This window comes from Clostridium folliculivorans (genome assembly GCF_024341905.1).
Lineage (GTDB): Bacteria > Bacillota > Clostridia > Clostridiales > Clostridiaceae > Clostridium_AR > Clostridium_AR folliculivorans.
The window spans coordinates 34799-56439 of sequence record NZ_BQXY01000008.1; the positions used below are offsets into that span (position 1 = coordinate 34799).

17 protein-coding genes and 1 other annotated feature are annotated in these 21641 nt (G+C 31.9%); of the genes, 7 read left to right on the top strand and 10 right to left on the bottom strand.

The genetic code is table 11. The features are described 5' to 3' along the window. The first annotated feature begins 2 nt into the window (after positions 1 to 2). The 3 genes from celB (at position 3) to OCU55_RS18915 (ending at position 3299) form a co-directional block, all read left to right on the top strand. Positions 3 to 1319 (top strand): PTS cellobiose transporter subunit IIC, encoded by a 1317-nt coding sequence (gene celB, locus OCU55_RS18905; RefSeq protein WP_261853849.1) that lies wholly within the window; start codon positions 3 to 5, stop codon positions 1317 to 1319. 66 nt (positions 1320 to 1385) lie between these two features. Next, positions 1386 to 1706 (top strand): PTS sugar transporter subunit IIA, encoded by a 321-nt coding sequence (locus OCU55_RS18910; protein WP_183275970.1) that lies wholly within the window; start codon positions 1386 to 1388, stop codon positions 1704 to 1706. A 99-nt stretch (positions 1707 to 1805) separates the two neighbouring features. Beyond that, on the top strand, positions 1806 to 3299 hold the full coding sequence (locus OCU55_RS18915) for a family 1 glycosylhydrolase (RefSeq protein WP_261853850.1): 1494 nt from the start codon (positions 1806 to 1808) through the stop codon (positions 3297 to 3299). Between the two features lie 203 nt (positions 3300 to 3502). On the opposite strand, the gene OCU55_RS18920 is transcribed toward OCU55_RS18915, so the two are convergent. Both OCU55_RS18920 and OCU55_RS18925 read right to left on the bottom strand, forming a co-directional pair. Next, the gene (locus tag OCU55_RS18920; protein WP_261853851.1) at positions 3503 to 4441 is read right to left on the bottom strand and encodes an FAD:protein FMN transferase; all 939 of its coding nucleotides are present in this window, start codon (positions 4439 to 4441) and stop codon (positions 3503 to 3505) included. Beyond that, the gene (locus tag OCU55_RS18925; protein ID WP_261853852.1) at positions 4434 to 5381 is read right to left on the bottom strand and encodes a LysR family transcriptional regulator; all 948 of its coding nucleotides are present in this window, start codon (positions 5379 to 5381) and stop codon (positions 4434 to 4436) included. Before OCU55_RS18925 ends, OCU55_RS18920 begins: the two co-directional genes overlap by 8 nt. Positions 5382 to 5553: 172 nt before the next feature. Here OCU55_RS18925 and OCU55_RS18930 point away from each other — a divergent pair, with 172 nt between their 5' ends. The 3 genes from OCU55_RS18930 to OCU55_RS18940 all read left to right on the top strand — a co-directional run bounded on the left by OCU55_RS18930 (position 5554) and on the right by OCU55_RS18940 (position 9390). Next, positions 5554 to 6153, top strand: coding sequence for an NADPH-dependent FMN reductase (locus OCU55_RS18930; protein ID WP_183275974.1), 600 nt, complete (start codon positions 5554 to 5556; stop codon positions 6151 to 6153). A gap of 14 nt (positions 6154 to 6167) precedes the next feature. Continuing rightward, positions 6168 to 8591, top strand: coding sequence for a flavocytochrome c (locus OCU55_RS18935; RefSeq protein ID WP_261853853.1), 2424 nt, complete (start codon positions 6168 to 6170; stop codon positions 8589 to 8591). 565 nt (positions 8592 to 9156) lie between these two features. Next, positions 9157 to 9390, top strand: a complete 234-nt coding sequence (locus tag OCU55_RS18940) for a DUF2249 domain-containing protein (RefSeq protein ID WP_261853854.1) — start codon at positions 9157 to 9159, stop codon at positions 9388 to 9390. Between the two features lie 483 nt (positions 9391 to 9873). Here the strand turns inward: OCU55_RS18940 and OCU55_RS18945 are convergent, their stop codons facing one another. The 4 genes from OCU55_RS18945 to OCU55_RS18960 all read right to left on the bottom strand — a co-directional run bounded on the left by OCU55_RS18945 (position 9874) and on the right by OCU55_RS18960 (position 15037). Next, the gene (locus OCU55_RS18945; protein WP_261853855.1) at positions 9874 to 11100 is read right to left on the bottom strand and encodes an L-lactate MFS transporter; all 1227 of its coding nucleotides are present in this window, start codon (positions 11098 to 11100) and stop codon (positions 9874 to 9876) included. Positions 11101 to 11273: 173 nt separating this feature from the next. Continuing rightward, the gene (locus OCU55_RS18950) at positions 11274 to 11996 is read right to left on the bottom strand and encodes a LytR/AlgR family response regulator transcription factor (RefSeq protein WP_261853856.1); all 723 of its coding nucleotides are present in this window, start codon (positions 11994 to 11996) and stop codon (positions 11274 to 11276) included. Positions 11997 to 12009: 13 nt separating this feature from the next. Beyond that, entirely contained in the window at positions 12010 to 13665 is a 1656-nt protein-coding gene (locus OCU55_RS18955) for a sensor histidine kinase (protein WP_261853857.1), read from the bottom strand. Positions 13666 to 14842: 1177 nt separating this feature from the next. After that, complete coding sequence (locus tag OCU55_RS18960) at positions 14843 to 15037, bottom strand: hypothetical protein (RefSeq protein WP_261853858.1); 195 nt, start codon at positions 15035 to 15037, stop codon at positions 14843 to 14845. Positions 15038 to 15261: 224 nt separating this feature from the next. On the opposite strand from OCU55_RS18960, the gene OCU55_RS18965 reads away from it, so the two are divergent. Beyond that, positions 15262 to 16038, top strand: a complete 777-nt coding sequence (locus OCU55_RS18965) for a class I SAM-dependent methyltransferase (protein WP_261853859.1) — start codon at positions 15262 to 15264, stop codon at positions 16036 to 16038. Between the two features lie 92 nt (positions 16039 to 16130). Here the strand turns inward: OCU55_RS18965 and OCU55_RS18970 are convergent, their stop codons facing one another. The 4 genes from OCU55_RS18970 to OCU55_RS18985 all read right to left on the bottom strand — a co-directional run bounded on the left by OCU55_RS18970 (position 16131) and on the right by OCU55_RS18985 (position 21411). Further along, positions 16131 to 16376, bottom strand: a complete 246-nt coding sequence (locus OCU55_RS18970) for a DUF3243 domain-containing protein (protein ID WP_261853860.1) — start codon at positions 16374 to 16376, stop codon at positions 16131 to 16133. Positions 16377 to 16797: 421 nt separating this feature from the next. Continuing rightward, positions 16798 to 18387 carry an asparagine synthase B gene (gene asnB, locus OCU55_RS18975; RefSeq protein WP_261853861.1) on the bottom strand — a complete coding sequence of 530 codons (1590 nt, stop codon included), beginning with the start codon at positions 18385 to 18387 and terminating at the stop codon, positions 16798 to 16800. 132 nt (positions 18388 to 18519) lie between these two features. After that, positions 18520 to 18779, bottom strand: a binding site (T-box leader). Positions 18780 to 19081: 302 nt separating this feature from the next. Continuing rightward, complete coding sequence (locus OCU55_RS18980) at positions 19082 to 19555, bottom strand: hypothetical protein (protein ID WP_261853862.1); 474 nt, start codon at positions 19553 to 19555, stop codon at positions 19082 to 19084. Between the two features lie 17 nt (positions 19556 to 19572). Continuing rightward, entirely contained in the window at positions 19573 to 21411 is a 1839-nt protein-coding gene (locus tag OCU55_RS18985; RefSeq protein WP_261853863.1) for a sensor histidine kinase, read from the bottom strand. Positions 21412 to 21641 lie beyond the last annotated feature (230 nt).

A 21641-nucleotide genomic window follows, 5' to 3' on the forward strand; every position in this document is an offset into this window, starting at 1 on the left:
AAATGAGCAAATACAACGACTTTCTAGAACAAAAGGTAATGCCTGTTGCAGCAAGAGTCGGTGCGCAAAGACACTTATTGGCGCTCCGTGATGGTCTGATTGCCACTATGCCATTCATGATCATTGGGTCATTATTTCTAATCTTAGCCAATTTTCCAATTAATGGATATGCAGAATGGATGAGTTCTATTTTCGGCGCAGGCTGGAAAAATAGTTTAAACTATCCGGTAGATGCAACTTACAATATCATGTCGCTCATTGCTGCATTCGCTGTAGCTTACCGATTAGCTGAAAGCTATAAGGTTGATAAGTTGAGTGCCGGTACTATTTCAGTAGCTGCCTTCTTATTAACAACACCATTTAATTTCCTATTTAAGGCAGCCGGAGCTAAAGATGCTGTTATGGTAACCGGTGCACTTTCAAAAGCATTTTTAAGCAGTAAAGGTTTGTTTGTTGCATTACTTATTGCAATTATATCAACAGAAATTTATCGTTGGTTCGTCCAAAAAGAAATTATAATTAAAATGCCAGATGGTGTACCACCAACTGTTGGTAAATCATTTGCAGCTCTAATTCCAGGATTTGCTGTTATTCTTTTGGTTTGGGGAGTACGTTTACTCGTTGAAACCACTCATTATGGAACGATTAATGGCTTAGTTACCACAATTTTAGGTGATCCGTTAAAAATGGTGGGACTTACTCTTGGTGGATCCCTTGTTGCTGAATTTTTTGTAACATTACTATGGGGTGCTGGATTGCATGGTACAAACATTGTTAAAAGTGTTATGGAACCAATTTGGCTTAGTGCTTCCGGTGACAATGCTGCAGCATATCAAGCTGGCCAACATCTACCACATGTTGCTACTATGCAATTCTGGGATAACTTTATCCACATCGGTGGAACGGGTGTAACATTTGGCTTAGTTCTTGCAATGTTAGTCTTTTCTAGATCAAAGCAAATGAAAAGTCTTAGTCGTTTATCAATAGCTCCTGCTATTTTTAACATAAACGAGCCAGTAATCTTTGGATTGCCAATAATGTTAAACCCGATAATGATTATTCCATTTATCATTACTTCACTTGTTGTCGTTATTGTAACTTTTATTGCAATGAATTTTGGATTGGTAGCGTTACCTACAGGTATTGCAGTCCCTTGGACAACACCACCAATTATCGCAGGCTATCTTGCATCCGGTGGACATATTTCGGGGGCAGTGATGAATGTAGTTGATATATTTATTTCATTCCTAATCTATACTCCTTTCTTCAGAATCTATGATAAGGCGAAGATGAGAGAAGAGGAAGGGCTGAATAACTAAGAAAGTGAGGCAGGTATATATTTGTCTATTGCCTGCCTCCTTAATACAATTGAGAGGACTTTAATTATGAATAAAGAAGAACTATATAATATTGCATTTCAATTAATCCTTCACGCTGGGAACGCAAGAAGCTCGGCAATGGAAGCAATCCAAAAAGCGAAAGAAGGCAATTTTGATGAAGTAGAAGCAAAATTGATAGAAGCAGATAATGCTTTAAATGAAGCACATCATTTTCAAACTAGCTTAATACAAAAGGAAGCAGGCGGAGAGGCATTTGATTTTTCTCTTATTATGGTTCATGCACAAGACCATTTTATGACTTCCATGGCACTTAAAGATATGGCTAGTGAAATCACTGATTTGTATAAACTTATCAAAAAGGCTTAATGCAGATCCATTTTTAGGATTGCCCAACTTATTTTGGGCAGTTTTTGTTTTTTATAAAATCAAAAAAAGTAATGTACTTTAGAAAGGAAATGAATTTCAATGAAAAAAGTTTTTCCAGAAAATTTTTTATGGGGTGGAGCTACGGCTGCAAATCAATATGAAGGTGGATATAATGAAGGCGGGCGAGGTCTTGCAACAAGCGACTTCATAACTAATGGAACTGCAGATCGTCCAAGGAAAATTACAATCCAGTTAAAAGACGGCACAAAAAAAGTGGTAAACCGTCGACCTACTGGTGATCCCAAAATTGACACTATACCAGAAGGTGCAGCAGGCTATATCGATGAATCTGTTTATTATCCTAGTCATAAAGCTGTTGATTTTTATCATCATTTTAAAGAAGACATTGCTCTTTTTGGAGAGATGGGATTGAAATGTTTCCGCCTATCTCTTAGTTGGTCTCGTATTTTCCCAAATGGTGGAATTGAAGGGGAACAACCAAATGAAGAAGGGTTAAAGTTTTACGAAGATGTTTTTAATGAGTGCAAGAAATATAATATCGAACCATTAGTCACGCTATATCATTTTGAAACGCCTGCTTATTTGGCTGAACATTATAATGGTTGGGGTGGTCGTCAAACCATTGATTGTTTTTTAAGAATGTGCAAAGAGGTATTTACTAGGTATAAAGATTTAGTTAAATATTGGATTACTATTAACGAAATTAATGTACTAAATGGCTACGCCTTTATGGGGACCAGAGAAGCTACAGCTCAGATGCGTTATCAAGCAAAGCATCATATGTTTGTTGCCAGTGCGCTTGCTAATAAACTTTGTCACGAAATCATTGAAGATGCACAAATTGGTTGTATGGTTGCTTTAAGTTGCATTTACCCGAAAGATTGTAAACCAGAAAATATATTTGGAGCATTGGATTATCGAAGAGGAGCTTTGATTTACTCTGATATTATGATGAGGGGATATTATCCATCTTACGCAGACCGCTTTTTTGAAAAGATGGGAGTAACCATAAAAAAAGAACCTGGGGATGACGTAATAATAAAGAATTACCCCTCAGACTTTTTATCATTTAGTTATTACCGTAGCAGTGTATATCATACTGAAATCGTTCAGAATACAGACACTGGCGGGCAAATGGGCGATGTAAATCCTTTCCTTAAAAAAACGGAGTGGGGATGGGCTATTGACCCTGTTGGGTTAAGATACACTTTATCTGAACTTTATGATAGGTATCAGAAACCTCTATTTATTGTTGAAAACGGGATGGGAACTATTGATAAGCCTGATGAAAATGGATATGTGGCGGATGATTATCGTATACAATACTTCAAAGATCATATTGCAGAAATGAAAAAGGCAGTTACTTTAGACGGTGTTGACTTAATGGGTTATACACCATGGGGGTGCATTGATTTAGTTTCTGCAGGAACTGGAGAGATGAAAAAAAGATATGGTTTTGTATATGTAGAAATGGATGATGAAGGAAATGGAACCTTAAAAAGAAATAAGAAAAAATCATTTCATTGGTACAAGAAAGTAATAGCAACTAATGGAGAAGATCTTAGTTTCTAGAATTGATAGAATTGTGGAAAAACCTCACTTGGAATAGTTACGGAGAACCGTATCATAAGTAAATGAGGTTTTTTAGCCTTAGGTAGCTATTATAAAATAGAGGCATGGGAACAGCACGATCATTAGCTCTCCAATATGAAAATCACGAACCGCCTGTAGGTGGCTTAAATAGCTGCTTACAAGCGGTTATATTCTTTGAAATATTACATTGTTAATGGATATATTTTTCCTTTAAGATTATCTGTATAGGCTAGTTTTCCATCCGTAGTTATTACAACAGCACCCATCCCTTTAATGCTATTAACTCTACGAATAATTGAAGCAGCATCTAATCCAAACAATTTTGTAGTATATATATCACAGTTTAGGGATTTATCAGCAATAATAGTCAAAGAAGCTATATTGCTTTCTATTGGATAGCCTGTTTTGCTGTCAAATATATGGTGGTATTTAGTACCATCCTTTTCAAACATTCTCTCATATATTCCTGAGGTTACAACGGATTGATCTTTTATTTTCACAAGTGCCACTGCATTTCCCCTTGGTAGAAACGGATTTTGTATTCCGACATTCCAGTCACCGCCGATCGATGGTGATTCTCCAAAAACGAGGACATTACCTCCCATATCTACCATAGCTGAAACAGCTCCATTTTCCTTAAATAATTCCATAACTTTATCAGCAAAATAGCCCTTGGCTATGGCTCCAAGGTCAAGCTCAATGCCTTTTTTCAAAAAATACACGGTCTTTTTTTCATCATCTAGTTGTATATTTTCAGGCTTTAAAAGTTCAAGTACCTTTGCTATAGATTCTTTCTCTGGTACATGTGCCCCCTGAAAACCTATTTTCCATAATTTTATTAATGGACCTATTGCTATATTTAAATATGTATTCTCACATAGACTATGTTCTTTACCTATTTTTATGAGCTCATACAGTTCATCATCTACTTTTTGTGGAGCAAATGAAGCTTCTTTTTTAAGCAGCGCAAGCTGTGAGTTATCACTGTTGGCGCTAAAGACTTGTTCATAATGAATCAGCATATCTTCAGCCTTTTCTGCAAGCTTTTCAGCAGTATCTGCTTTTATATATAGAGAGATTTTTGTTCCCATAAGATATATTATCTTTTTATACTCATTCATTTTGATCTCCTATATTGAAATTATTTTGGCCATGAGTTAGAAATGCTTCTATAAGGTCGGTATCAACGGCAGTTAGTTTTTTTTCACTGTGATATGCTATAAAATAATCTATACTAAGCTCATCAATTGGAACTTCATATATATTGTATTCAGATGGACACTCCTCTACATAGACGCTTTCTGGTATAAAGGTCAGTCCTAAATTACTGGTTGCAAGGTTACGCACAGTATATATTTCGGTACTTTCCATTATAATTTTGGGTTCCACCTTATAAAGGCTTAATAGCTGATCTATCTGCTTTCTTATAGCAGAACCTTTTGAAGTTAGTATCAGCTTTTGACACAATATCTTGTTTATGTCTATAGTTCCTTCTGGAATAATGGCTACGTCTTTCTGATATAGATCACAGCAGCGAGGAATAATAGCACGGTATCTGTGTCTGCCCCAAGTAATGGAGTTTAAGTTGGGAGAAATATTGCTTGAATTTTGTCCAATCCAAAAATCTAATTCACCATTTTGAGTTAGTTTTTCATTTTTTTCTGGTAAAGTCTCTGAAAGCTCTATTTTACAGTTTGGATGCATATCTAAAAATTTCGGTAAAAAAAGAGGTAAAAGAAAGGTTCCAAGGCTAGGAAGCACTCCTATCTTGATAACCTTGCTATCTATATCTGACACAGCTGATATTTCTCTAAGGAGCTTCGCATAATTATTTTCTATTGAAGTTAAATACTGATAATATATCTTCCCTTGCTCGGTTAATCGATATGGCAGATTGCTACGATTGATAAGCTCACAGTCTAACTGACTTTCCACCCTTTTAATAACCTGTGTCAAGTAAGGTTGAGAAATATAAAGTGATTTGGCAGCCTTGCCATAATTACTGTACTTTAAAATGGCATCAATATAATACAAAATATCTTGAGAATAGTATTTTGACATTTAAATCATCCTTTTGTGAAACAATTAGCTTATTTTTTATTGTGTTTGATTATAACAAATATGTTATCAAACTTCAATAAATAACTATTAGATATAATATATTCAACATGTTAAAATTATATCAAAGAATCATTGAAATTATGAAGTTTTCAAATAGAGAGAGGAGATTACTATGAAATATTTAGCAATTGTAGGTACTAACTCAGACGTGTCAACTAATCGTATGCTGCTTCAATTTATGCAAAAGCATTTTTCCAGTGAGGCAGAGATAGAACTATATGAAATTAAGGCTTTACCTGCCTTTAATGAACCAGAGGATTCTGATATTCCTGAAAAGGTAGCAGAATTATCTGATAAAATTCTTAAAGCAGATGGAGTAATAATAGCAACTCCAGAGTATGATCATGCCATACCTGCGGTTTTAAAGAGTGCTCTTGAATGGATTAGTTACACTAGTCAAGCACTTACTGACAAGCCTGTTTTAATTGTGGGAGCTTCCCTTGGTACACTTGGTTCTTCTCGTGCGCAGGCACATCTTAGACAAATACTTGATTCGCCTGAGCTTGCTGCCAGAATCATGCCAAGCAGTGAATTCCTTTTAGGAAGATCACAAGGTGCATTTGATAGCGAAGGAAATCTTATTTATTTAGACAAGCTATCAGAGCTAGATGAAATTTTCAGAGAGTTTCTTCTATTTACAGATATTACATCAAAACTTTTAGCAGAAAAAGCTTTAAATAAAAAAGTTAAAAAATTCACTTGGCAAGAATAGGAGGATTAATATAAATGAAATTTATAGCAATTGTTGGAACTAGCGCAAAAAGATCATATAATCGTAAACTCCTTCAGTTTATGAAAAAATACTTTGAGTCAAAGGCAGAAATAGAAATACTTGAGATTAAAGATGTTCCTATGTTTAATCAATCTGATAATCAGTCCTCAAGTGAAGTGATACAGATGTTCAATGATAAGATTATAGCAAGTGATGGTGTTATTATAGCTACTCCTGAGTATAATCACTCAATACCATCTAGCCTTAAAAGTTTAATTGAATGGCTAAGCTTTGATCTTCATCCACTTGCTGGCAAACCAGTTATGATCCTTGGAGCTTCTCTTGATACTCAAGGTTCTTCTCGTGCACAGCTACATCTTCGTCAAATCCTAGATGCACCAGGTGTTGATGCAAATGTAATGCCAGGATATGAGTTTTTACTTGGAAGTGCAAATAAAGCATTTGACGAGCAAGATAATCTAAACAATGAAAGAACCATAGACTTCCTAGAAATATGCTTCCTACGTTTTATGCGTTTTGCAAAGATTTCAAATCAGCTAAACGAAGAAGAAGAGTTTACCTTCAAACCAGGAGTATATGAGGTAAGTGCAATAGGGCACAGCGGAAGTCTTCCAATGAAAGTATCTTTTAGTGAGAACAGAATAGAAAGTATAGATATAAATACAGAGGGCGAGACAGAAGGGCTTGCAGATGTAGTTTTTGTAAGAATACCAGATAAAATAATCGAAGGACAGACATTAAATGTTGATGCTCTTTCAGGTGCTTCAGAAACTAGTAATGCTGTAATAGACGGTGTAGCAAAAGCAGTTAAACTTGCAGGAGTTAATCCTGACATACTTAAGAGACGTCCAAAGCCTGCTAGTAGCTTAATAAAAGAAGACGAAGAGTATACTTGTGATGTAGTAGTTGTAGGCGGAGGCGGTGCTGGACTAAGTGCAGCTGCAACAGCGCTTCAAAATGGTTCAAGTGCTATTGTTCTTGAGAAATATCCAGCAGTAGGTGGAAATACCATACGTTCAGGTGGTCCTGTCAATGCTGCAGATCCAGAGTGGCAGATGCAGTTTGAAGAAAATCTAGGAGAAAGACATACCATCGAAGCACTACTAGATACAGATGAGAGCTCAATTCATCCAGAATACATAGATGATTTCCGTGCGCTTAGAAAAGAGTTTTCAGCTTACCAGGAGAAATTCGGTACACAAAAGGGACATCTATTTGACTCTCCACTACTTCACAGAATGCAAACATATTTTGGTGGTAAAAGAACTGACCTTAATGGCAACACCATATACGGACAATATGACCTAGTAAAGATACTTACAGACAGAGCTTTAGAAAGTGTTAAATGGCTAGAAGAAATAGGGGTTGAGTATGATAAGAGTATAGTATTTGCTCCTGTTGGTGCACTTTGGCGTCGTGGTCATAAGCCTACCAAAAGCCATGGTTCATCCTTTATACTTGCACTAACAAAATATGTACAAGATAACTCAGGAAAAATCATTACTGATAGCCCTGTAAAAGAATTTATCATAGAAGATGGTGAAATAAAGGGAGTTATAGCAACTGGTGTTAATGGCCAAAAGATAACTGTTCATGCAAAAGCAGTAGTGCTTGCAAGTGGTGGTTTTGGTGCAAACACAAAGATGCTAAAAGAATACAACACTTACTGGAATGAAATTCATGATGATGTAAAAACTACTAATTCCTACGCTATGACTGGTGATGGAATATTACTTGGTAAATCTGTAGGAGCAGCACTTGTAGGAATGGGCTTTACTCAAATGATGCCTGTAGCCGATCCTGAAACTGGTGAATTATTCAGTGGAGTTCAAGTACCTCCTGAAAACTTTGTAATGGTAAATAAAGAAGGGAAAAGATTTATTAATGAATTCTCTGGAAGAGATGTTTTAACAAAAGCTGCTATTGATCAGGGTGGTTTATTCTACCTTATAGCTGATGATGAAATAAAGAAAACTGCAGCTAATACAAGTCAAGAAAAGTTAGACCGTCAGGTAGAAGCTGGAACTCTATTTAGAGCAGATACCCTAGAAGAGTTAGCAGTAAAAGTTGGTATGGATCCTGCAGTTCTTGTGGACACTATTAATAAATATAATTCATATGTTGATGCAGGCTTTGATCCAGAATTCCATAAGGATACCTTTAGCTTAAAGGTTTTAAAAGCACCTTTTTATGCTACTCCTAGAAAGCCAGCAGTTCATCATACAATGGGTGGACTTAAGATAGACACTAAAGCCCACGTATTAGATGAAAATGATAAACCAATTAAGAATCTTTATGCTGCTGGAGAAGTTGCTGGAGGTATCCATGCAGGTAACCGTCTTGGCGGTAATGCATTAACTGATATATTTACCTTCGGAAGAATTGCTGGTAAAACTGCAGTTGAAGAAATGAAATAAAGATGAACAACTTCAATCCGAAGTCTATTTTCAAAACTCCTCTGGGTTCTGAGAGGAGAATTTGAAAATATAAATTCAATTATGAAGTGGTTCATCTATATAGGGTTCCAACTTCAACTATTAATTTATACATGCCCGAAAATCCCCAGATGCCGCGATTTTCGAACAAGTATAAATTAAGTTTTCATAATGGAACCCTATAGTTAATGTTTAGATAATTAAGATAAGAAATTTCACTTCCTAATTCTGGTCTAAACTACTGAATCTATAAAATGTCAAATAGCCAGATACAAAGACGAAGAGCCTATGACACGCATAAGTAAAAATGCGGTTATAGGCTCTTTCTTTTGCACATAAATATTTTGTGGATTGTATTGGTATGGGTTTTGTAAAACGCGGTCTTCCAAATAGAAGCTTTAAATGATTTAGAAATAGTCTAATATTAAGCAGAGAATATATTTAAACTAAATAATTTAAAATTACTTATGTGATTCAAATCACATAAAGTTTCTATATTTATTTATAATATAGATAGTATAAATTATCTATATTGGAGGTAGACGCAATGTCAAGATTTAATGCACAAGTAGATGCACGTATATATCCACCAAGAGAAAAGCATGTTGTAATATTTGATACTTTTAATAAACTAATGAGTGGAGAAGAAATGGAGTTATTAAATGATCATGATCCAAGACCATTACATTACCAATTTTTAGCAGAGTATGATGGACAATTTGAATGGGAATATCTTGAGCAAGGACCAGAGGAATGGCGTGTAGCTATTAAAAAGAAATAGCATCAAGATAACTTTGATATAAAAAGATGAATAAAAGTGTGTAAAGCATTGATAAATAAAGGATTTCAGAGATTGAAAGTAACGATGCCATTTTGTGGTGGTGGGATTTTCAAATTGGGAATCCTTATTTTTGCTGTTGAAAGGAAACAAGTCAATTGCAAAGAGGTAGGGGTCAGTAGGTAAATTAATAACAAATAAGTTGTGGAGATAAAATATAGGAATTATACGATGGCTAGGGGGAGACAGAAAAGTTTAATAGAAATGTTTATGAATGAATAAATAAGTTAATAACTTCAGAAATTGGCGTCCAAATAGTTACATTAAATGATTTATAAATTTATTGGTATATTTCAATGGTTGTGCTTCGACTCCATCATTAAACCCACAAGAATCCAAGAAGATGGATTTTTGTGGGTTATTTATAGTTCTTCAATAAAGTTGTAGGTTGAGAAGGTGTAATATGTATTATAAGTAAATCTTGAATTAGGATGTTTTTGCTATTAATTTGTAAGTTCGTTCAAAATAAGTATTAAGTTTTGTTGAGTTCATAATAGAAGCTAAAACTATTGATATTATACATAGACATCCGACAATTATAAAGGTAGGTATAAAGCCTCCGGCTAATGTTGCGATGAATGAACCAGAAAGAGCTCCTAAACCAAAGCCTTGATATATAACTCCATAATTTTTAGTTTGATTTTTAGAACCGAAGAAGTCACCTATGATGGTAGGAAATACTGTAATATTTCCTCCGAAGCAAAATGCAATTGAAGCAACGCATGCAAAGAAAATTATAAAATTTAAATGTACAAAGCTTAAAACAAATACTGAAGCAGTTATAATCGTAAGGGTAAAGATTATTACGTTTAATCTACCAAGTTTATCTGATAAAGCTCCTAATATAATTCTTCCAGCTGTATTAAATATTGCAACCATAGCTACTGCGTTTGCCGCCACAGCAGGTGTAAGACCAGCTAATTGAACACCTATATCCTTAACAATTCCTATTAAATAAAGACCGCTCATACAGGATGTGAAGAATATCAAAAATAAAAAGTATGAATCTTTAGTTTTAAGCATTTCTTTTACGGAAAAATCTTGTTTAATTGAATTACTATTAGCAGTATTAGTAGTAGAACTTAGTATTGGAGCATCTTTTAATAGCTGTGCACCAACAACAACTAATATCATAGATATAATTCCCCAGTATAAAAATGCTTCTGAAACACCATTACTATTGATTAAACTTCCATTAATATATTTAAAAATTAGACTTCCAGTTCCATAGGCTCCAACCGATATACCTGAGATAAGCCCCTTTTTTTCTGGAAACCACTTAATACAATTGGTTAGTGATGTAAGATATGCGATACCATCTGCAGCACCAACCATTATACCAGCTGTAAGATATAGCATGGTTAATGAAGTTACTTTAGATGTTAATATTAGGCCAATACCTAAGATTAAACCTGCAATTGACACAAGTTTTCTAATTCCTAGTTTTTCCTGAAGTTTACCTCCAGCTAATGTAGAGAATGCTAAAGCAAAACTAGTTATAGAGAAAGTAATAGTTACATTACTTAAGTGCCATCCGAATTTGTCTACTAGAGGCTGATTAAATAAGCTCCAAGTATAAATTGTTCCAAGTCCTAATTGAGCAATTACTGTACCTAAAACTATTAACCAACGGTTTTTAAGTTTTTCTTCCATCGCGTTCATCACTCCTTAATTAATATATTGACAAGCCGATTTAATAAGGCATTTGCAAAACTATTGAAGTTTAAATTTTTATGTTAGTTCTTTCATTACCATAATTATAAATCAGCGTAATATAAAATTATTCTTTATTGAACGAAATGCAAAAAAAACTACACGGGATACATTTATATATTCATAAGCTGTTTAAACTCTTTTATGTTACTTCTACTTACAGGTATTTGATAATCTATATCCTGGAGTTTTAGATTATAAGTGTTATTAAACCAGGGAATTATTTCTCTTATTTTATTTATATTAACAATATAAGATCTATGGCATCTGAAGAAAATATCTTTTGGAAGGCTGTCATAGAATTCAGCTATACCTAGGTTTACTGAATATGCATCTTTTTTTGTGAAAACATGAGTTATTCGTTCCTCAGCAACGCAGTAATATATATCATCGGTATCTACCACTAGTATCTTTTCGTTTTTCCATAAGTTTATCTTATTTTGTATATTAGTTTTGTGTGAGTTATTTTCTTTATGATTATTAAGATTCTCCAATTTTTTCAACATAGATACAATTCTGGATTCTGAATAAGGCTTTAGGATATAATCAAAAGCTTCTATTTCGAAAGCTTCAGCAGCATGTTCCCTGTAAGCTGTTATAAAAACTATGTAGGGTTTTTTAGAAAACTTGCTTATACTTTTAGCAAGTAACACACCATCCAAGGATCGTATATTTATATCCATGAATATAATATCAACTTCGTTATTTTGAATAAATTTAAGTACTTCTATTCCATCTTCAAATTCATCTATTATTTCTATTTCGCTATAGTTTGTAATAAAATATTTAAGTTCTTCTCTTGCTAAAAACTCATCTTCAACTATTATAGCTTTCATATGGATACCTCACCTATGCTCTATTTATGTAAAATTCTATTTTAGTTCCTTTTTCTAATCTTTTTATAATAAGACCTTCTCCATAAATAAGTTTAATTCTCAAATGTACATTGTAAAGTCCTATTTTGTTTTTAGGAACTGCATCATTATAGATATTTTCAATTGTCTCTTCACTTATTCCTATACCATTATCTATTATAGAAATCTTAACTTTTTCAATTTTATCCTCTACAATAATTTGCACTGTGCCTGCTTCCTTATCTTTTAAAATACCATGAATTATAGCATTTTCTACTAGAGGCTGTATTGTAAGACTTGGTATTTTTATATCTACATCATCGATATGATAAATTATATTTAATTTATTTCCAAATCGGGCCTTTTCAATTTCTACATAATCTTTAACTTGCTTCAATTCTTTTTTTATATCTATAAATTCACTGTTTAACTCTAAATTATATCTTAAGTAGCTGGATAGATTTATTATAAGTTCTCTTGCTTTATTTGGATCTATCCTAATAAAAGAAGTTATAGCATTCAGAGCATTAAATAAAAAATGTGGATTTATCTGCCTTTGAAGAGCTTTAAGTTCTGCTTTATTAGCCATTGTTTTCATTTGTTCAACCTTTGATACCTCCATTAAAGTTGATATAATTTGAGATAGTCCAACAGCGAGAGCTTGTAGAGAATAGGTTATCCTATGAGAGGTTTTATAATATATTTTTAGAGCTCCAATAACTTCGTTCTTTACCTTAAGAGGTATTATAATTGCAGATTTTAACATTAAGCTTTTATCTTGTAGACCATTATTTCTTATAATTATTTTATCGCTATTTATGGCTTCTTTAGTTACCTCGGGTATTATTTCGTGTCCAATGTTATAGTTTTCTTTTCCAACTCCAATATAAGCCAATATATTATTTGTATCAGTTATTGATACGGCATCAGCCTTAATATCATCTCTTATAATAGTACATATCTTATTTAGGGAATCACTATTTATATTTCTAAAATAAGGGAGGGTTTTATTAGCTATATCTAGCGACAGTTTTGCTTGTTTAGCAGCTATTCTTTCCTTATCATCCTCTATACTTTGAATTAATTGAACAATAAAGCCTACACTAATTTGTCCTAGTATCATTGGTAATGCAATTTTAGATACTATATCAAGTCCTAAAGAAAGAGGCCTGCTTAATAAAAGTATAAGAAGCATTGTAATGGTCTCAGAAAAGACCCCTGCTATTATTCCAGCTATCCATCTATAGTTCCTTTGAATTCTTTTATTAATATATCCAGATATTATTCCAGCAGTTATACTGCTTATAAGACATGGAATTGAAGTTATACCTCCTATATCTATTAAATATCTATGGACACCAGATATTACTCCAGATACAATTCCGACCACTGGACCAAATATTATACCTCCAGACACTATAGTTATTATTCGAACATTTACCAGCGAGCCTTCAACATTAAGTCCTGTATAATTGGCCAGTATGGCAAGTAGAGAAAATACTATACATACAATTAGGTAGTCTTTTTTGCTATAATTACCACTATGAAATATTTCTCTAAAACCTCTAAGTCTAGTAATAACAAATAAACACATAAGTAGTAGTGCTATTCTATCCACAAATTGAACTAATATGCTATATACATAATTCAACTACGATTCATCTCCGTTCTTTAATTAAAATAAAACAGTAATATCGTTTTAAATTTATTTTAATATATTTCAATATAAAGTGGTACATCCATATTTTGATTTGAATTTTATTATCTTAATATTGACAAATGCTTTTTTAAATATAACATTTACTTAAACGTTTTACTTAGATAATTTAATAGTATTTTATAGAAGTTGGTATGAAATATATGGACTGTGATAAAGAATATTCAATTAGTTAATATAATTAAATAAAATGTTAGGATTGCTACTTTCTTAGAGGCACTACCAAAAAGCAACTATTATTTTGCTTTTTGTGTAATATATAGGGGAGTTTTTTATTTTTAAAAGGAAGGATATGTTTGATATATTTAAGAAGAAAAGAGATAATGATCTATACGCGCCTTGCGAAGGGGAGTTTTCATAAGCCAGAACAATATAAATTTGATTACTCTTAATAAAGTTATCAATGAATTTTCTTATCTACTCATTGATGATTTTTTATTTTAAACAATTTTACTAAATTAATTATATTAGTTTAACTTGCCAGTGGTATATAAGTAAGTAAAAAATAGATATGGATTAGTTGAAATTAATCTAGAAGACAACAGAAATAGAATAGTAAAAAAATCAGGACGGTGGTTTAAAAAATTATCTACTGAAAGATGTTTCGAAGCAAAAAATACAGAAATAGTTTATAAGTAAGGTTTTGTTCAAGGACTGCGTTGAAATTTAGGCGTCACTCTTCCTATACTGGATGAGCTACGCAAAGAATTAATATGATTTTCTCCTATGAAATACCTAAAACTGTATAAACTCACTACGTTCGAACATATCCAGTTTTTTAACGGTATTTCATCTCCGAAAATCATTTAATTCTAATTGCTTGCTCATATGTATCTCCATAGTGCCACAAATTCGTTTTCAGCTTAAAGAAATGAAGAAAAAAGGAGAAAGATACAATATTCAAGTAGAAGCTATTCCTTCTATGGATTATGGTATGTGTAATGGTCCAAGCGTCTTAAAGTTTGCAATGGATTTATTAAATAATAAATAACAAAGAATTTGTTTTAAACTCAAACATTAATTAGATAAACTTATATAATGATAAGAGAATATAATAAACAAGTGACGATATTAATAAATATCACCACTTGTTTATTTAGCTTAAGATAGATTATTCTCCGTCTTCTCCACCAGGGCCATCACGTCTAGGGCGATCGGATTCTGGAAGAGGTTCAACATTTTTATATTTGTTAGAGAATTTGCTTTGCTCGTTAGTACTAAAAGAACCATCTTGGTGCTTTGAGCCTGAGAAAGTATTCTCTAGGTTTACATTGGCATTGTCGGTTTTATTGGTTTTATTAGCCATTATATAATCACCACCTTCTAAATTATTTTGTACATATAATGAGTTTTTATGTTAGAAGTTTTTTTCAATTATTAACTTTATGTTGAAAAGTATTAAGGAAAATTACTAAGAAATAATTTTTGAGGTAAAGAAAATTCATATTTTAAGTGTAATATATAGTATAATATTTGTTGAAATATTTATGTTTAATAATTTTTAATATGATAGATGAGGAATATAAAGATATGACTAAGGAATTAGAGAAACACTACAATAAATTTTGTGAAGATAAAAGATTAACGAGAAGGCATGGGCAAGTTGAGTATATCACTTCTATGAAATATATTCATCAGTGTCTGAAAAATAAGCCTAATGCAAAGATTTTAGATGTTGGTGCAGGAACTGGTAGATATTCTATACAACTTGCAAATGAGGGTTATGACGTTACTGCAGTTGAACTTGTTAAGCATAATCTAGGTGTTTTAAAATCAAAGGGAAGTACAGTAAAAGCATATCAGGGAACGGCATTAGATTTATCAAGATTTTCAGAAAATACTTTTGATATGACTTTAGTATTTGGACCGATGTATCATTTATATAAATTTGAAGATAAAGTAAAGGCTTTACAGGAGGCAAAAAGAGTAACTAAGGTTGGAGGAGTTATCTTAGTAGCTTACTTAATGAATGAATATAGTGTGATAACATATGGATTTAAGGAAAATAATATTCGAACAAGTATTGAAAGTGGGAAGCTTAGCGAAGATTTTCATGTTTTATCAGAGCCAGAAGATCTATATGATTATGTAAGAATAGATGATATAAATAAGTTGAATGAGGAAGTTGGACTGAAAAGGGTAAAATTAATTGCAGCTGACGGACCAGCTAATTATATGAGACCTACTCTGAATGCTATGGATGAAGAAACCTTTGAAATTTTTATTAAATATCATCTTACTACCTGTGAAAGACCTGATTTATTGGGGGCAAGCGCACATACTTTAGATATTTTAATAAAGGAATAATAAAGATCAATAAGATTGATAAACTGTAAAGTGCGCAATAAAACCGTAATGGATTTCCCACTACGGTTTTGTTAATAAGCTATATTAAAAAGCTATTTTGAAGTTATTCTTACAATTAGTTTAGCAAGAACATTTTTATCATTAATATCTGAGACATCCCACATCTCTTTAAGTAATCTTTCTTCTGGATTTCTAGGGTCAACATTATTAGCTAAAAATGTACCTACTTTTTCAGCAACATTAGTTATTGTGTCATCAGACATACCAACATTCTCACCTAATTCAACGGCATTGCCTAAAGTGTTTTTCCATTCAGTCCAATCTTTTAAGATTGCCATGTTATCACTCCTAACTTTTTATATGTATCTTTCCATAATATTTCAATTATATGTATAGATAAACTACTTCATATTAGAATTTATCCAAATAAAGATTCGTAGAATTATCGAAATCTTTATTTGTAGTTTAATGGTTGAAGTAGTTTATCAATTTATCGGAATAGATAGTCCAGTTTTATATAATAAAACTAAGAGATACTTCTGTTAACTAAAAATAATAATAAGATTATCAACTATATGTTTTATTTGGAACTGGATTATCTATAGGAAATAAATGCGAATTATAATGTGCTCATTGTATTTTAAAGTTAGTAGAATGGATTTAAGAGGTTTATTAGAACGTTGGAGGTCAAAAGAGGTAAAAAGATTAAAAAAATAACCGTCTGAAGATATCCTACAGACGGTTATTAGGAGTTGCAAATTACTTACCGCTATCACCATAGTTTGATAGTACTCTAGCGCTAGGATCGTTAACTGCACAACCTTCCCACTCTTTGTTTGGCATCCAGAAATCTTCAATCATTTCTGCTTGGCCAGGGTAGTATTTTTCGAACATTTCTCTGTATAATAATGATTCTTTTGTAAATGGTTTAGCGTGGTATTTATATTTTTCACATAGTTTTTCAAATTCTTTATCAGTATAATATGCTTCTGCATATTCTTTTAAATAGTCTACCATTGAATGTCCTACAGCATCACTAAAAGCTGCTTTTTCACGATATAATATACTGTTTGGAAGATAATCACCTTCAAAGGCATGTCTCAAAAGGTATTTACCCATGTTGTATGTGTTTAATTTCTTTTCAGGATCAATAGCCATAACATATTTCACGAAGTCTAAATCACCAAAAGGTACTCTTGCTTCTAAAGAGTTTGAAGCAATACAACGGTCTGCACGAAGTACGTCATACATAAATAATTCCCTAATTCTCTTTTGAGATTCTTTTTGGAATTCTGCTGCATTTGGAGCAAAATCAGTATATTTATATCCAAATAATTCGTCGGAAATTTCGCCAGTTAAAAGAACTCTAACATCAGAAATCTCATGTATTTTCTTGCAGATCAGATACATTCCAATACTTGCTCTTATTGTAGTAATATCATAGGTTCCAAGGAGTTTAATAACATACTCGAAGGATTCAAGAACTTCTTCTTTTGTCATATAAACAACAGTGTGATCACTATGAATATAATCTGCAACCTCCTGAGCATATTTTAAATCTATTGCATCTTCAGTCATACCTATAGCAAAAGTTTTAATTGGCTTGTCTGGATACATCTTTTGAGCAATTGAGCAAACTAATGAACTGTCTAAACCACCACTTAACAAGAAACCTACAGGAGCATCAGCATCCATACGTTTTTCTATAGCAGTTACTAACTTATCGTGAATATTGCTACAAATAACTTCTAAGTCATCCTTGCAGTAGTCACCTTCTACTTCTGCAATATCAGAGTAGCATGTGAATTTACCGTCAGCATAATAATGTCCTGGTGGAAATGGCATGATCTTGTGTGTAAGACCAACTAAGTTTTTTGCTTCACTTGCAAACATTATCTTACCTGACTGAGAATATCCGTAGAATAAAGGTCTAATTCCAATTGGATCTCTTGCTGCAATGAAAGTGTCCTTTTCTCCATCGTAGATAACGCAAGCATATTCTGCATCTAGCATTGAAAACATATCTAATCCATACTCTAAATACATAGGAAGTAATATCTCACAATCACTATCAGAGATAAACTTATGCCCTTTAGCTATTAAATCCTCTTTAAGTTTACGGAAACCGTAAATTTCACCATTGCAGATAGATGCATCTGTTTTTCTTGTGAATGGCTGCATTCCGCTGAAGCTCAAATCCATGATTGCAAGTCTCTGAAAACCTAAGATACCAGATGGTAGAGTAAGGATTTCAGTCATATCTGGTCCTCTAAGCTCAGTTCTTTGTAATGCCTCTGCAAATTTTTCGTGTTTCATATCATTTCCTGTATAACACATAATTGTACACATATTAATAGTCCTCCCCAATTTGATATTAAAATCGTCCATGCGATTTTGATTATAATAAAATATAATTATTTATAAATTTATCAAAGTTATAATTTTATAAAAAGTAAATAAAAAAAGCCCCTCATCCTATATAAATAGGACGAAAGACTTATACTTCCGCGGTACCACCTAAATTAGCTTAAAAGCTCTCCTTAATCAGTACGGAATTAAAAAAAATAAATTCGATACTGTCCACGCTGTAACGGTTTGGCTCCGTCCAAGACTACTCTTTAAAAAAATTTCGTTTGGAAGCTCCGGGATGTTCTTCATTATTTGCTTCGTACCAGTCTCTCACCACCACTGATTCGCTTTGACTACCTCATAATAACTACTCTTCCCATCAAGGCTTTTATATTAATTGTTTGACACTTAACTTTGAATTTATTTCATTTTACTTCGTATTTTATAATCAGTCAATAGGTTTATGAAATATTTTTAAAAATAAAAATCACTTTTTCGGCTATTAGACAAAATTTAAATTTTTGTGAAACTTTAAAAATAGTATGGTTTTTAAAATATATTATTATTCTATATAGTGAAGATATATTAAATAAAAATAAATTAATAGTTGTGCTAAGGACTCTATAAATAATATTAATATGGAGAAGAAATATGGAAAAAAGGCAAAGCAATAGCTCAGGCTTTAAGTTTTTAGTTAAACAATATTATTAGATTTTAGTGATAGATACTTTATTTTTATATTGTGAACAATAAGGACGAATATTATTAGCAAAACAAGTGAAGGTAATGCATATAATACCTTATTTATTGGGTTTTGAAAAAGTTTAGCTATATCAAACTTTAGTAATTGTAATATAACAATATTAATCATTTCTGCAATATACTCTATAATAAATACTAAAATTGTAGTAGATAAAGACTGTTTAATAGAAATTTTATTTATTTTTATGTTTAAATAAATGAGTAGAACAAGTGATAAAATAGAATTTATACCTAAATTAATAGGCAATAATCTTATAATAAAAGTTATAAAAGTACTTATAGAAGCAGTTAGCATTATTTTGGTATATTTCATTGGTGTCTGAGTAAGTAAATATATGGCCCAAACAAACAAAATGGCTTCAGGTAAACCTCTTAGAATAGATTCAATTAAAGTTACTTTAAGCATGATTTTTCTCCTAATCTTTAGTTTATTGTTGAATAAATGTCTGATAGCTCTAGGTTAATTCTCTCTTGTATATTGCTTCGAATCTCACTTGTTTCACAATTAATCTTCTCTGTTTGAATTGAAGGAAGGGTTATAATAAACTCGCTTCCCTTTCCGAGCTCGCTATTAAGTTTTATATTTCCCCCATGAAGCGTTACAAAGGATTTAACTATAGATAAACCTAGTCCAGTGCCCTCATTATTTCTTCTAAATGACTTGTCTACTTGTGAAAACCTCTCAAATATTTGTTCTTTTTTATCAGCTGGTATACCTATTCCAGTATCTTTTACAGAAATGATAACATTATTTTCATCACTGGTTATTGTTATATAGATACTTCCTCCAGGGTCGGTAAACTTTAAAGCGTTTGATAATAAATTTAAGATTATTCTTTCTATCTTCTCTACATCAAAAGCAATTATTTTCTCCTCAGTCTCTGTATCAAAAATGATTTCCACTCCTTTATTTTCAGCATAGATTAAAATTGACATAGTAATATCTTCTACAGCACTAACTATATTTTCATTTTTCATGTGAAGTGTTATATAACCTGAATCATACTTTGTTATATCTAAAAGATTATTTATTAATCTAAGCAATCTATAGCTGTTTTGCTTCATAGCTAAAATATAATTTTTTTTCTTTTTAATTATATCAGCATCAGAACTATTGTTATAAAGATCAAGCATTTGCAAGGAGGAGAATATAATATTTAAAGGTGTTTTTAGTTCATGAGATATATTAGAGAAAAATTCTGTTACCAGTTTATTTTCTTCTATGGTTTCGTTTAACTTCTCTATATTTTTAATTACATCTTTTCTGAGCTTATTTGCTATGACTACTGGACGAATATCTCTCATTACAGTCACGATGGAGGGATGGCCTTTAAATAAGTAATAGGTAGATGTATTTTGAACTTTAACTGCTTCGCCTTTTTTGTTTATAATAGTATCTTCAAATGAAATTTTATATCCTTCATTTTTATATAAGGATATATACTTTAGTTCTAAATCTTTTATATTATCAGATGCTTCAAAGTCAAGAATAGTCTTATTTTGTAATTCTTCTAATGAACAATATCCTAATAGATCTAAAGCATTTTCATTAGCATAAAGAAAACGGTCCTTAGATTGAATAAAGATTGCATCAGGTGAGTTTTCGATTAATAGATTGCTAAGGGTGTCGTCTTTGGAGAGTATTTCCATGATATTCTCATGTTCTTTTAATTGCTCAATTAATTGTTGCTCTAATAATTCTCTTCTTTCTCTTTCAATTTGGACATATTGTCCTAAAACCCATGCTACAACAAAGAAACTAGAAGTAAATGTTAAATCATTTTCGAAATATATATTCACAGCTGAATGAGGAGCAAAGATCAAGTCAATTGCTAGTAAAGTAAAAGATGACACTAAAGCCATGATTATACCTTGCTTTTTACCTAATTCTAAAGTTATAGTGATGACCCCAAAGATTAATAAGTATTTATAATCGCTATCATATGAATTTGAAAACATGATTAGAATTGATGATACTAATAAAAAAACATAGCCTTCTATAATTTGAATTTTTCTTATGTTTTTTAACTGCCATATTTTAAAATAGAGTTGAGATAATAATATATAGATAGAAATTAATAATATGATGATAAAGAACATTAGTAAATACAATTGTTTATTGAAAATAATTGCTGGTTGAGTATGATCATATTGTAAAATCTGATTTATAATTATCATCAATATGAAACCAAAAGAACCTAATTTTATTACGGTAATAAGTTCAATCATATCATTGCTTGTGCTGCTCTTATTGTTAAACATTTTATCTCCTAATTTCTGAAACTATCCTTAAAAATAGATGTCTTAAAATAATTATACGAAGGCTGTAAAATGAAGTCAATATAGGGCATATATAGCGGAATAGATAATTTAATTGAAATAAATCAAATATAAAACCAAAACTTCTTTACTAAAATAAGGGTTTTATTTACATAACTGCATTTATTTTTTTAGCTGTATTGATACAGTTTCTAATTGTAGTGTTTGTGTTA

Coding starts and splice junctions, on each gene's coding strand:
- celB (WP_261853849.1), top strand. CDS start 3: ATGAGCAAATACAACGACTTTCTAGAACAAAAGGTAATGCCTGTTGCA.
- OCU55_RS18910 (WP_183275970.1), top strand. CDS start 1,386: ATGAATAAAGAAGAACTATATAATATTGCATTTCAATTAATCCTTCAC.
- OCU55_RS18915 (WP_261853850.1), top strand. CDS start 1,806: ATGAAAAAAGTTTTTCCAGAAAATTTTTTATGGGGTGGAGCTACGGCT.
- OCU55_RS18920 (WP_261853851.1), bottom strand. CDS start 4,441: ATGAATGAGTATAAAAAGATAATATATCTTATGGGAACAAAAATCTCT.
- OCU55_RS18925 (WP_261853852.1), bottom strand. CDS start 5,381: ATGTCAAAATACTATTCTCAAGATATTTTGTATTATATTGATGCCATT.
- OCU55_RS18930 (WP_183275974.1), top strand. CDS start 5,554: ATGAAATATTTAGCAATTGTAGGTACTAACTCAGACGTGTCAACTAAT.
- OCU55_RS18935 (WP_261853853.1), top strand. CDS start 6,168: ATGAAATTTATAGCAATTGTTGGAACTAGCGCAAAAAGATCATATAAT.
- OCU55_RS18940 (WP_261853854.1), top strand. CDS start 9,157: ATGTCAAGATTTAATGCACAAGTAGATGCACGTATATATCCACCAAGA.
- OCU55_RS18945 (WP_261853855.1), bottom strand. CDS start 11,100: ATGGAAGAAAAACTTAAAAACCGTTGGTTAATAGTTTTAGGTACAGTA.
- OCU55_RS18950 (WP_261853856.1), bottom strand. CDS start 11,996: ATGAAAGCTATAATAGTTGAAGATGAGTTTTTAGCAAGAGAAGAACTT.
- OCU55_RS18960 (WP_261853858.1), bottom strand. CDS start 15,037: ATGGCTAATAAAACCAATAAAACCGACAATGCCAATGTAAACCTAGAG.
- OCU55_RS18965 (WP_261853859.1), top strand. CDS start 15,262: ATGACTAAGGAATTAGAGAAACACTACAATAAATTTTGTGAAGATAAA.
- OCU55_RS18970 (WP_261853860.1), bottom strand. CDS start 16,376: ATGGCAATCTTAAAAGATTGGACTGAATGGAAAAACACTTTAGGCAAT.
- asnB (WP_261853861.1), bottom strand. CDS start 18,387: ATGTGTACAATTATGTGTTATACAGGAAATGATATGAAACACGAAAAA.
- OCU55_RS18980 (WP_261853862.1), bottom strand. CDS start 19,555: ATGCTTAAAGTAACTTTAATTGAATCTATTCTAAGAGGTTTACCTGAA.
- OCU55_RS18985 (WP_261853863.1), bottom strand. CDS start 21,411: ATGTTTAACAATAAGAGCAGCACAAGCAATGATATGATTGAACTTATT.